This window comes from Chitinophaga sp. (genome assembly GCF_036569125.1).
Classification (GTDB): Bacteria; Bacteroidota; Bacteroidia; order Chitinophagales; family Chitinophagaceae; genus Chitinophaga.
On the sequence record NZ_DATCRF010000487.1, the window covers coordinates 18,758 to 31,686 of the forward strand.

At 46.5% G+C, this 12,929-nt stretch carries 10 protein-coding genes and 1 tRNA gene; 9 read left to right on the forward strand and 2 right to left on the reverse strand.

Annotation, left to right across the window (positions count from 1 at the left end; translation table 11 throughout):
- The first annotated feature begins 378 nt into the window (after positions 1-378).
- The 8 genes from VIM87_RS18355 to VIM87_RS18390 all read left to right on the forward strand — a co-directional run bounded on the left by VIM87_RS18355 (position 379) and on the right by VIM87_RS18390 (position 9,629).
- Complete coding sequence (locus tag VIM87_RS18355) at positions 379-1,104, forward strand: hypothetical protein (RefSeq protein ID WP_331998402.1); 726 nt, start codon at positions 379-381, stop codon at positions 1,102-1,104.
- Positions 1,105-1,134: 30 nt separating this feature from the next.
- Complete coding sequence (locus VIM87_RS18360) at positions 1,135-2,244, forward strand: ThiF family adenylyltransferase (RefSeq protein ID WP_331998403.1); 1,110 nt, start codon at positions 1,135-1,137, stop codon at positions 2,242-2,244.
- Positions 2,245-2,263: 19 nt separating this feature from the next.
- Positions 2,264-4,426 carry a sensor histidine kinase gene (locus VIM87_RS18365; RefSeq protein WP_331998404.1) on the forward strand — a complete coding sequence of 721 codons (2,163 nt, stop codon included), beginning with the start codon at positions 2,264-2,266 and terminating at the stop codon, positions 4,424-4,426.
- Between the two features lie 11 nt (positions 4,427-4,437).
- On the forward strand, positions 4,438-5,535 hold the full coding sequence (locus VIM87_RS18370) for a hybrid sensor histidine kinase/response regulator (protein ID WP_089920221.1): 1,098 nt from the start codon (positions 4,438-4,440) through the stop codon (positions 5,533-5,535).
- On the forward strand, positions 5,519-5,935 hold the full coding sequence (locus VIM87_RS18375; protein ID WP_331998405.1) for a response regulator: 417 nt from the start codon (positions 5,519-5,521) through the stop codon (positions 5,933-5,935). The genes VIM87_RS18370 and VIM87_RS18375 overlap by 17 nt, the downstream gene beginning before the upstream one ends.
- 104 nt (positions 5,936-6,039) lie before the next feature.
- Positions 6,040-6,115: transfer RNA gene (locus VIM87_RS18380), tRNA-Ala, on the forward strand.
- Positions 6,116-6,517: 402 nt separating this feature from the next.
- A complete protein-coding gene (locus VIM87_RS18385) occupies positions 6,518-7,837 on the forward strand; it encodes a right-handed parallel beta-helix repeat-containing protein (protein ID WP_331998406.1) in 1,320 nt (439 codons plus the stop codon).
- A gap of 382 nt (positions 7,838-8,219) precedes the next feature.
- On the forward strand, positions 8,220-9,629 hold the full coding sequence (locus VIM87_RS18390) for a right-handed parallel beta-helix repeat-containing protein (protein WP_331998407.1): 1,410 nt from the start codon (positions 8,220-8,222) through the stop codon (positions 9,627-9,629).
- A 279-nt stretch (positions 9,630-9,908) separates the two neighbouring features.
- Here the strand turns inward: VIM87_RS18390 and VIM87_RS18395 are convergent, their stop codons facing one another.
- Together VIM87_RS18395 and VIM87_RS18400 are read right to left on the reverse strand one after the other, a co-directional pair.
- Positions 9,909-10,622 (reverse strand): hypothetical protein, encoded by a 714-nt coding sequence (locus VIM87_RS18395; protein WP_331998408.1) that lies wholly within the window; start codon positions 10,620-10,622, stop codon positions 9,909-9,911.
- Between the two features lie 85 nt (positions 10,623-10,707).
- Positions 10,708-11,574 carry an AraC family transcriptional regulator gene (locus VIM87_RS18400; RefSeq protein ID WP_331998409.1) on the reverse strand — a complete coding sequence of 289 codons (867 nt, stop codon included), beginning with the start codon at positions 11,572-11,574 and terminating at the stop codon, positions 10,708-10,710.
- Between the two features lie 228 nt (positions 11,575-11,802).
- On the opposite strand from VIM87_RS18400, the gene VIM87_RS18405 reads away from it, so the two are divergent.
- The coding region (locus VIM87_RS18405) for an acyltransferase (RefSeq protein WP_331998410.1) at positions 11,803-12,929 on the forward strand (1,127 nt) is incomplete at its 3' end.

Consider the following 12,929-nt stretch of genomic DNA (forward strand, 5'->3'; position numbering starts at 1 on the left):
TCTGCTCAAAAAATCATTATGATTTATTCTGAAAATAATATTACTTTACCGGTATCTTCATGTGAAGTACAAGCAAGCGTATCTATTCTTAATCATAAATAAGTGAGACTATTTATCCCGGGCAGTGCCTGCTGTAGGATAGTACAGCAATTTGTTACTCCTGCCCTAGTAGCCTAACCACGAGCCATTGCCGACAAATGTGTATCCATAATTGCACCACCGGTTTAAGACACCATTTGCCGGCACATCTCAGCTCTTAAAAAAAGATTTTTCTAAGGAGAGCGCTACACAATATGTAAAATTTTTTATCTGCCAGGTTTCGCAGGCTGAAAAGGATTCATAAGGTTTAGCATTTAAAAATTTAAAGCATTCCTATACATGCTTAAGGTAAGAGTATTCAGGGCTATTGATTATCCCGAAGAATGTATGCAATACATCAACGGGCATAGAAAAGTATTGGAAGCATATGGGGTAACGAAAGTTACTTCAGCCAGCATAGACTGGATGTACGAGCCGTATGCCTACCTGATTACCGTTACCTCTGATGATGGCGATAAAGTATATGGCGGCTGCCGGATACAGCTGGCGGGCGGCAGTGTGCCCCTTCCCATTGAAAGCGCCATTAATACAATGGATACCCGTATTTTTGACCTGGTGAAACGCTTGCAGGAGCAGGGCGGTACCGGAGAGTTCTGCGGCCTTTGGAACTCCCGTGAGGTGGCCGGCTGGGGCGTAGGCAGCATTGTATTATTCCGGGTAGTGAACGCAGTATTAAGCCAGCTGCCTATTACCACTTTTATGAGCTTTTGCGCACAAACCACCTTTAAGAACAGCAGCAAAACCGGTTATAAGATCCTTACGGAGATCGGTAACCAGGGCACCTTCTACTATCCCAAAGAAGACCTCATCGCTACGGCCATGATCCTGGAAGATCCCCGGGAGCAGCGCAGCGCCCATCCTGAAGAAAGAGAAAAAATCATGCACCTGCGCAACAATCCGGTACAAACGGTTGTTGAAAGAGGTCCAAAGGGTGAAATGCTGCTGGATTACGACCTGCGCATCCGCCAGGCCCGCCAGCATGATAACCTGCTGCTGGTTAAATAGCCACACGACACTATAAAGTACTATAGACATATGAACCCGATTGAAGAAAGGCATTGGATCTCTGCTGAAGATAAAGACCTGAAGACTGTCTCTTTTTTTCATTTGAGCTCCCCGGAGCATAGAGCTGCTTTTGAAGAGCTGATCCGGCACACCCCTGCTATACAGGTATATGATACCATCTGGCAGCAGGTGCAGGAGCTGATGAAAACCCGCCACCCTGCAGAAAAATTAACCCCGGACCTTTTACAGCAAAAAGCGGTTGCACATATAGGAAATATTCCGGCAGATGAATATGGCGTATGGGTATATTATCCCTGGAGCCAGCGCCTGGTGCACATCCTGGACGAAGCTGAATTTGTGGAAATGCGCACCAGCCGCAACCAGCACAAGATCACTGCTGCAGAGATAAAAACGCTGGCCACCAAAAAAATAGGCATTATCGGGTTATCTGTAGGGCAGAGCGCCGCCCTTACCTTAGCTATAGAAAGGCTGTGCGGTGAGATCCGGATTGCGGATTTTGATACCCTGGACCTGAGTAACCTGAACCGTATACGCGCCGGCATTCATAATATTGGCTTACCTAAAACCACCATTGTGGCCCGGGAAATAGCCGAAATAGATCCTTTTCTGAAAGTGACCTGTTTTGACAAAGGCATTACGGAAAATAATATACAGGACTTTTTACTGGAAGGCGGCCGGCTGGATGTGCTGGCAGAAGAATGCGACAGCATGGATATTAAAATACTCAGCCGCCAGCGTGCCCGCGCCGGGGGCATTCCCGTGGTAATGGAAACGAGCGACCGGGGTATGATGGATATTGAACGTTTTGACCAGGAGCCGCAGCGCCCGCTCTTACACGGGAAAGTGCCGGATGATCTTTCCTTTACCGCCATTCGCCAGTTCAGCGGTGAACAGCGGATGCAGGTGGCCCTCAAGATCCTGGATTATGATAATATATCTGAAAAATTGAGAAGCTCTATCCACGAAATTGGCAAAACCATTACCACCTGGCCGCAGCTGGCATCTGCCGTGGCATTGGGTGGCGCCATGGTAGCGCATGTTTGCCGGGAGATCTGCCTGGGGCATAACATCCCATCCGGCCGGTATTATGTAGATCCCGATCAGCTTTTTAAATTGTAAACCTTACCTTTCCGCCGCAATGAAGCGTCCTATTCTTTTATATCTGCTGGTATCCCTCCTGCTAAGCGCCCACCTGGATGCCCTGGCGGATACCATTACGGTAACCAGCCACAAGCCGCTGCACCTGGCGGTATATGGGCAAATGGAATATTTACTGGACCCTACGGACACGTTGAAGCTGGAACATGTGATGAGCCAGGGCCAGTTTAAGCCGGTAGATAAGCAGATCCCTACCTTTCCTATTACTACAGATGTGGTATGGCTGCGCTTTACCGTTACCAACCAAACGCAGGAAGGACACCTGAAAACGGATATTACCTATCCCATACTGGATGAAATAGATTTCTATTACCCTACGGAGGATGGGAGCTATAAGGTGGTGGAAAGCGGCGATCTGCGGCCTTTTAAGAAGCGCCCCTTTAATCACCAGAACTTTGTGTTTGACCTGAATGTGCCGGCCGGCGCCACCCGCACCTTTTTCCTGCGCATTCAAACCAAAGAGCCCATCCTGGTGCCCGCCTATATTGGCACTGAAAAAGAAATACTGAATGAGCTGAATAAAGACGACCTGTTCCTGGCCCTGTATATAGGGGTGATACTGGTGATGTTCTTTTACAACATCTTCATTTTCTTTACCACGCGGGACTGGAGCTATTTCTATTACATCTTTTATATTGCCACAGTAGGTTTTACACAAATTTGCCTGCAGGGCTTTGGCTACCGTTACTGGTGGCATGATAACCGCTGGTTTACGGAACAAAGCGTGCAATGGGGCGGGGTACTATCCGGCATAGGTGTGCTGCTGTTCGTGAAGAACTTTTTGCATGTACGCAGCAAAGCCCGCTGGGCTGATAGGGTATTCTGGTTCTTTATTCTGGCATATTCCGCTACTTTCTTCCTTGTGCTCTCCGGCCAGCTGTCCATGGCTTACAATATTATAGACCTGCTGGCTGTTTCAGTGGTGTTGTTTATACTCGTCTTCGGGCTTATACGCGCTATAAAATTCAAAGAGCGGCTGGCCCGCATCTTTTTATTTGCCTGGATCGTGTTTATTGTTTCCATCGTGATCTTTGTGCTGAAAGATGTAGGCCTTGTACCCTACAATATTTTCACCAGCCATATATTGCTCATAGGCTCTGCAGTGGAAGTTGTGCTGCTGTCATTTGCACTGGCTGACAAGATAAATACCTATAAAAAAGAAAAAGAGGAATCACAGGCGCAGGCGCTGCAGGCGTCCCGCGAAAATGAAAAGCTGGTACGTGAGCAGAACGTGGTGCTGGAAGAGAAAGTAGCAGAACGGACCCAGCAATTAGTAGAAACCAATAATGACCTGAACACTGCGCTGGTAAGCCTGAAGGATACACAGGCGCAGCTGGTGGAAAAAGAGAAAATGGCCTCTCTGGGTCAGCTTACTGCCGGTATTGCGCATGAGATCAATAACCCGATCAATTTTGTAACCTCCAATATTAAACCGCTGAAGCTGGATATTGAGGATATTAAAACCCTGCTATCCAAGTACGAGCAGCTGGAAAAACAGCCTGAGCTGCAGCCGGCCTTTAAGGAAATAACCGCTTTCAAAAAAGAAATTGACATCAGCTATATACATGAAGAAATTACCTCCCTGCTGAAAGGCATAGAGGACGGGGCTTTCCGTACAGCGGAAATTGTAAAGGGGCTGCGCACCTTCAGCCGCCTGGATGAAAGCGATGTGAAATTTGTAGACCTGCATGAAGGTTTGGATTCAACCCTGGTGCTGCTGCGCAATAACATTCCGCAAAATGTAAAAGTGATCCGCAATTATGGCGAGCTGCCCAAGGTGGAATGTTATGCCGGTAAGGTGAACCAGGTGTTCATGAATATTATTACCAATGCCCTGAATGCAATAAAAGATAAGAGCGGCCAGGGGGAAGAGAGCCTGGTTATTACCACCAGCCAGGAAAAGGGAATGGCCCGCATCAGCATTAAGGACAGCGGCACCGGTATGACGCCGGAGGTAAAAGAAAAGATCTTTGAACCCTTCTTTACCACAAAAGATGTGGGGGAAGGTACTGGTTTGGGGCTCTCGATCGTTTTTAATATTATTGAAAAGCATAAAGGCCACGTGGTTGTAAATACAGCACCAAATGAAGGCGCTGAATTTATTATATATTTACCTTTGAAAATTACTCATCTGCCGAATTAACTGAACCCTGAATGAAAGAAAACCGTATCAGGATATTATACATCGACGATGAAATTCATAACCTCAACGCTTTCCGGGCTACCTTCAGGAGGAGTTATGAAATTTATACAGCCAGTTCAGCGCAGGACGCCAAGCTGCTGTTAAAGAGTATAGATGTACATATCATCATTGCTGACCAGAAAATGCCTGTGACCACCGGTGTTGATTTCTTTTACGAGATCAGAGAACAGCTGCCGGACCCTATCCGCATCCTGTTAACCGGTTATACCGATGTGGAGGATATTATAGAAGCCATTAACAAGGGCCACATTTTTTCATATGTTAAAAAACCCTGGGATGAGCATGAGCTGGCTAATACCATCAGCAATGCCTACGAAATGTACCAGGCCCGTAAACAGCTGAAGGAAAAGATCACGGAGCTGGAGAAAACCAATGATGAGCTGAACCGGTTCATTTATTCCACCTCCCACGACCTGCGCTCACCGCTGATGTCGGTACTGGGGATCATTAACCTGACCCGGCTGGATAATTCGGTTACCGACCCTAACGGGTATGTAGATATGATAGAGTCCTGCATTCTGAAGCTGGACGGCTTTATCCAGAAGATCATTGAATATTACCGCAATTCCCGGCTGGATGTGGAGCATGAAAAAATTTACTTTGACAGCCTGCTGCATGAATGTATTGCTGCATTTAAACCGCAGAACACTGCGATAGAATTTCAGCTGAATATCGATCAGCCCGTAGATTTTAAGGGAGATACCTTCCGTATCAGCGTTATTTTAAACAACCTGATATCAAATGCTGTTAAGTATCAGAAACCGGATGAATCAAATCCGAAAGTAAATCTATCGGTAAAGGTAGAGCCGCATAAAGCTACCATCTGGATTGAAGACAACGGTATTGGTATACTGAGTGAGCACCTGAGCAATATTTTTAAAATGTTCTTCCGCTCCAAGAACAACAACAAACCTGGCAGCGGTATTGGTTTATATATTGTGAAGGAAGCATTGAGCAAGATCGGCGGGACCATTAGCGTAGAGTCCAAATACGGAGAAGGTACGCAGTTTGAAATAACTATTCCCAACAGAAATGATTTCGATTCCTGATTTACGCATCATATTAGTGGATGATAATGAGATCGATCTTTTGCTGCATGAGAGATTGATCACGCTGCAACAGATCAGCAGGACCATCATTTCCTTTAACAATGCCAACAAGGCCCTTGAATTCCTTTCTTCCAACATTACCCTGCACCGTATTCCGCCAACCATTATACTGCTGGATATACAGATGCCGGAAATGGACGGGTTTGAATTCCTGGAGGCGTTTGATAGTTACCCGGTCAAGATAAAATCACAGTGCCATATTATAATGGTTTCTTCCTCCCTGGATCACGGGGATATAAACCGTACCAATGCGAATCCATTGGTGGTGAAACTGTTAAGGAAACCTTTGCTGGCAAAGGACTTGCGGGAAACAGTGCTGGAAATTTTCAAAGATTTTTAAAGAAGTGTTTGGTTTTTGGGGAAAAAGTCTAAATTTGCACTCCCGCAGAAAGCAGAAAGCAGTTGAAGTCGATGACTGCAAACCGGCAACTGCCAACTAAAACCGGGGGATTAGCTCATCTGGTAGAGCGCAAGCATGGCATGTTTGAGGTGATCGGTTCGAGTCCGATATCCTCCACCAAAAGGATTAAAAGCCGTTACAATTGTAGCGGCTTTTCTATTTCGTATAGGGCTGCCTGTGGCCTACTGTGCAGTAAAATCCGCAATGATCTCCCAAGCCCCCTGGATATGCCGGTAAATTCATTGAACTTATTCCCTTGATTGTGCGTTACATATAACCGGGAAGCCCCGTCCCTGGCAGGAGCATATAAAAACATAACAGAAAAATATAATATTATTTGCGCATTCCGGCGTATTTTTACCCTGATCCTAAAAAGGGCATTATTTGTGCTAATCCCATGTTACACCTATAGCTATGTCATTATTAACAAAGCAACATCACATTAAGCTATTGAATATGCTACTTATTGCGGCCATTGCCCTTTTATTTACAAACTGTAATAACGGCCAGGCACCCCAAAGCATGCCCCATGCGAAATCGGTTCCGGCTCCGGCACCGGCCGCGCAGGGAAAAACGTATACCCTTACCCCCGACGGGAACGGGCGGCTAAATGTGAATGATGTTAACAGATACTATAAACCGGGGGATGTGCTCATTTTAAAGGGCAACTTTTCCGCCATTTATTTTACCAACCTGAATGGTTCTGCCTCTGCTCCCATTACCATTAAAAATCCACCCGGCGCCGTTACCACCATTGGCAACCCCAGATGGAACGGGGGTTCCTGGGCGGAGGCGCTCAGCTTTACCAACTGCCATTACCTGAAGATCGGCAGCGATAACAATAAGGCTAACTTTCTTATCAAAGGCTCTACACAGGCAGGCAGGCCTGCTTATTTTAACCTGATATTACGGGGGCATACAGACAATATTGAGATCCGCAACCTGACCATTACGAACGGCGGTACCGGCATTTGGGCCAAAACAGACCCGGTAAGGGCAGACCGCAGCACCTGGTATCCCAATTCGCAAATGGAGAACCTCTCTATACACGACGTAGAGATCAGCGGTACGCACAATGAGGCAATGTACATTGGCCATACCGCCACTTACTGGGATCTAACCGCCGGCCTTTCCTTTTATGATCCGCCTTCCAAGTTTAAACCGGGGCATGATTATGTGCAGCCTATTAAATGGCACAACGTAAAAATTTATAACAATTACGTGCATGATATTGGGGCAGATGGGATCCAAACCTCTGCCATTGACCAGCTGGAAATATATAATAACGAAGTAACCAATTGGGCTTTACAGCACAACTCCGCCCACAACGGCGGCATTTTACTGGGCGGCCGCACTACCAATACCAATACGCACGATAACTATGTGCATAATGGCTGGGGCGAGCTGCTGCAGTTTTACGGCTCCGGCGAGAACGGCGCCAAACATGTGATACGCAATAACCTGTTCCGCGATAATATGGAAGGGAATGATGGGGTAAGCATACGTGGCACCGACAATGCTATTGTGATCATTTCCAACAACACCATTGCCCGAACCGGGGGTAACAGCATACGCCTGAGCGGCTACCGGGGCATGAAGGGTACGCAAATTGCCAACAACAATGCTCTTATACAACCCCGCACCGGCGGTACGCCGCTTTACCCCAACGCTTATATATACACGGAAGGCGGCGCTGCTGTTGAAGAAGGTACGGGCAGTAATGCGAATGCAAAATTTGCAACCGTAGCAGCAGCGGATGTAGATAAAGAAAATTTTTACCTGCCTAACAGCAGCTCCCCGGTAGCAGATTGCGGTTACCGGAAAAAAGGGAAAGCGGAATAATACCGCCGCAGCTATTTTTCGGTCAGAAAAAATTTTTCAAATTTTTTTTATATAAATTTTTTAATAAATTATAATAAAAGCATATCCACTACTTTCTAGCATTCCTTTTTTTATAAACCCTCTTACCACGTTCATTGGATCAGTGCTACCGGCCTGTTTTAGCACGGTTACGCCTATGTGAAAAATGAGAGGATATAATAATGTGATTTTTCTTCCGTTTTTTTGCTGTCATTAAAATTTATTGGGGGCACTTTTACACTTATTCTAACTGCATTTCCAACTTTAAAACCATATCGTATCATGTGAACATGATCAGGCATTGCTATGCATGCACTAACCGAATTTACTTTTGATCTTATAAAACCATAACAAAAGAAAAACCATGAACGTATCGAAACACCAACAAGCATTAAAGCTTATTGCAACTATTGCTGCCGCCGCATCCCTGGCTATTACCGGTTGTAAAAAAGACGAGGTCGAGAAAATGAATCCTACGGAGGCCACTGCCGCCACAGAGACCACTGCCCGCCAATTTACGCTGACGGCCGACGCCTACGGACATTTAACGATCAACAACAGTAACAATTATTACAAACCGGGCGATGTAATTAATCTGAAAGGCACTTTCAAGGCTGTGTACATTTTGAACCTGAGTGGTTCTGCCACTGCGCCTATTACTATCAAGAACCCTACCGGCACTGTTACCACTATTGGTAACCCCAGCTGGGCAGGCGGTTCTTATGCAGAGGCTATCCAGTTCTCCAACTGCCATTACATTAAATTCGGCGGTGAAACTTCCAAAACACAGTTCCTGATCAAAGGCTCTACACAGGGCACTGCACGGGAGGCGTACTTTGACATTACACTCAGAGCCCATACCGACAACTTTGAGATCCGCAACATTACCATTACCAACGGTGGTACCGGCATCTGGGCTAAAACAGACCCAGTGAAGAATGATGCCAGCACCTGGTATCCGAACTCGCAGATGAAAAACCTGTCTATCCACAACACAGAGATCAGCGGCACTTACAATGAGGCAATGTACATCGGCCATACCGCTACCTACTGGGATCTGACTTCCGGTTTATCTTACTACGGTTCTCCTTCCAACTTTGTGAGCGGCGATCAATACGTGCAGCCCATTAAGTGGTACAATGTGAAAATATACAACAACTACGTGCATGACGGTGGTGCAGATGGCATCCAGACCTCTGCCATTGACCATCTGGAAATATATGGCAATGAAGTAAAGAACTGGGCCTTACAGCACAATCCTTCTCATGAAGGCGGTATCTTAATTGGCGGACGTACCACCAATACCAATACCCACGATAACTATGTGCATGATGGCTGGGGCGAGCTGCTGCAGTTCTATGGCTCCGGTGAGAACGGCGCTACGCATGTTATTCACAACAACCTGTTCCGCGATAACCAGGCCGGCCATGATGGGGTAAGCCTGCGCGGTATCCAGAACGCAGTGATCACTATTTCAAACAACACCATTGCCAGAACCGGCGGTAACAGCATACGTATCAATGGTTACAATAACCAGATGATAAAACCGCAGATCATTAATGCCAATGCGCTGATACAGCCCAGAATGGCCGGTGGTGGTATTTATCCCAATGCCTATATTTATACAGAAGGCGGTGGTACTTATAAAGAAGGTACGGGTACTTTGGCTAACGTTAAAATTGCTACAGTAACTGCTGCACTGGTAGATATCACTAATTACTACCTGCCGAAAGCCGGCTCTCCGCTGGGTGTTGCTGGTTACAGGAAGTTATAGTAGACAGTCCATGGTCGATGGTCCATGGTCCATAGCATACAGCGGTGTTGCTGGTAGTGCGTATGTGGCCGGGTATTGATCCGGACTTTACTAAGGGCTTAGCTACACACCATAACGTTCATGGTTCATTATTCACGATCTCCAGTATGCACGTACGCGTTTTATACTATAGATCATGGGTGATGGACCATGAACTTTTTAAGTTATACCCCTGTATATTTATGAAATATCTCACTCATGAATACAGCCATGGACCATCGACTATGGACCATGGACCATTTACTTCCAGAATCCCTGCGCTTTTATTTGTGCGCTGCTGATGCCCAGGCCCTTCAGCCCCTGCCGGACCTGCACTACAGCGGGGATATAACCTGCTGTATAAAAAACAGTGTCGGGAGTAAAACGCTGTGCAGCGGCCCATTGCAGCAACCCGTCTGCATGATTATGGCCAGTTTTATCAACGGGTTCCAGGGCTTTAAAATCAGAGCAGCAGGCACGGAAATTTTCGCGGTGCTGTTCATCGTCCAATGCGATAGCGCCACGGATAGATAAGGCACTTTGTGCAAGCTGCTGCAGCGCATAAAAATGCCCCAGGGCACTTTCATCGCCAAGGAATACTACATGTGTATTGCCAGTGGGTTTAGGCGGCGTGGGTCCTATGCCTACATAGCTCACGGTATCACCCGGCTGCAGAGCCTGTGCCCAGCGGGCGCCGGCGCCATTATGGCTGGCATTGATAATAAGAGTGCAGGTAGCAGTACCCGCATCCCAGCCCAAAGGGGTATAATCCCGGTATACGCCTTCAGCCACTGCAAGCTTAATATGTTGTGGGGTGGCCCATTTATGCATATCCACACCCGGCAGGTGCAGGTCCGCTTCTATTACGGTAGCCGGATCCCAGGTCCGTACTGCCAGCACAGTACCTGTTTTAGAAAGCGTTTGCGCTATCAGGGAAATAGCTTTCCGTTTGATCAATTGTATGGTGCTTTCCATAAGTCACTAATGATTTGTTCAAATAATATGCAAAGCAACAAATCATATAGCGGACAGGAAGAGACGATACATGGCAAAGATTGGACTATTCGCGGTGGTTTTTGCGGTACTCGCCGGGGGTAAGGTCTACTACCTTTTTGAATAAACGGGAAAAGTAGGTGGGATCATCGTATCCGAGCTGGTAGGCTACCTCCTTTATGCTTAACTGGCTGTAATACAGCAGGCGCCGGGCTTCCATCATGGTTTCCTGCTGGATCCAGTAGCTAACAGGGAAGCCTGTATGGATCTTTACGGTCTCATTCAGATATGAGAGGGACAGGTTTAGCTTAGCGGCATAATCTGCCGGGCTTTTCATGGTTTTATAGTGGGCGGCCAGCAGCTGCCGGAAAGTGCTGGTTATGGCGGCGCCACGCTGAACCTGTTTATCACTTCCCATATATTCCTTAAACACTCCGGCTACTATACCGGTAAAAGCAGTTACCAGCGAATGCATCACCGGCTTGTAATATGGAACGGTGTCCATCCCTTCAAACTGGCGGGATAATACATTGCACATACCCTCCAGCGATGTAAACTGGTCAGGGGTAAGCGGCACCGGCCCTATATGTGCAACATCATTCAACATGGACTGAAAAGGATCTCCTACCAGCAGGCTGTCGGCTGCCATAAACCACACCGCAGCATCATCTGATGAAGTCAGGTATTGGTGTACCTGCCCGGGTAAAATGGACAGCAGCGCGGGCGCAGCTGCGTGGTGTAATTGGGTATCGATCCTCATACGGCAGGTGCCTTTAAGGAACAGGATAAAAACATAGTGATCATCCCGGTGGGCGCCATAAGCCCGGGCATCAGCATAGGGTTTCGTTGAATCTATCCCATGTATTTTCAGGCCAACCGGGTTGTCCTTATCCAGGCGATGAATAGGTATCTCTGTTTTACGGCGTACTGGCATATTGCAAAACAAGGGCTTTTTGGGGGAATTCTTATAGCGGAACGGGAAAAATTGGTGGGCGGGGGAAGCTATGAGCATTATTTGAATAAGTAAGATTGGCATGAATATGGCAGAGCCGGTATAAGCATTACAAGTAGTATACAGCCTTAAAGTTGCCTATTTCAAGGGATTTGAGTATCATTACAGCAGGGCAGATGCTTTTACGAAATTTGCTTTAAACCCGTACAAATGCAGAGTTTTAACACCACATTCCTCAATGGGTTACGGTTTATACTGGCCCTATGGGTAGCTTTGGGACATTTTTACAAATATATAGGCGGACCGTCATTCATAAAGATCCCTGTTATTGGTAATATAATTATGACGAACGGCCCAGCTGTAGATGGCTTTATGGTGATCACCGGTTTTTTAATGATGTACCATTACATTAAAAGAGAACAGGAAGAACCACCCACTGAAAAGGCCACCTTTGGGAAATTCTGGGTACGCCGCCTATTTCGCTTATATCCTTTGTATTTTGTGGCGTTAATAGTGGCGTATTACCTGTTTCATTACAACTTTGAAAGCGTATATTTTAACTACCACTATTTTACCGGTAAAGATGCGCACTTTTCCACCACCTATAACCCGGCCACTTATCCCGGTATAACCGACCTGCTGTTGCATTTAACCTTTTTACATGGTTTGCTGCCGGGCGCCAATACCAGTATATTAGGCCCGGCATGGAGCCTTTCGCTGGAAATGCAATACTATGTGCTGTTCCCTTTCCTGTACTTATTGTTCTTTAAAAGTGAGCGCATTATTAAGAACAGGATGGTACAGTTTATTGTGCTATCGCTCCTGGCCGCAATAGCCGTGCAAAAGCTGTTAGGTACCTGGGCCGGGCCGGGTAAATTAATGGATTTTCAGGCTCCTTCCCTGTTGCCTTATTCACTGCATTATTTTTTACTGGGCATGTTACTGGCTGCCTATAACTTTAAGCGGGTAAACCGGTTTCACCTGGCAGTTTGGGCATTGATCGTATTACCGTTCCTTGGGCCACTAACGGTGGTGACTATACTAAGTATTATTATACTGCTTTTCTCAGAGCAGGTAAAACTATATGCTCATCCGGCTATCAGCTTTGTGATAGAAAAGATCAAACAGCTGTTATCCGGTAAGGTAGCCACTTTTGGGGCAGATGTATCTTACTCGCTGTACCTGATACACATGATATTGATGCCGGGTATTATCCGTATGGTTATTACCTATTCACCACTGGGTAAAGTAGCCAATGCATTGCTGGCGGTTGGTATTTTCCTGGCAGCCAATCTCATTATATCTTACCTGCTTTTCCTGTTTATAGAAAAGCCCTT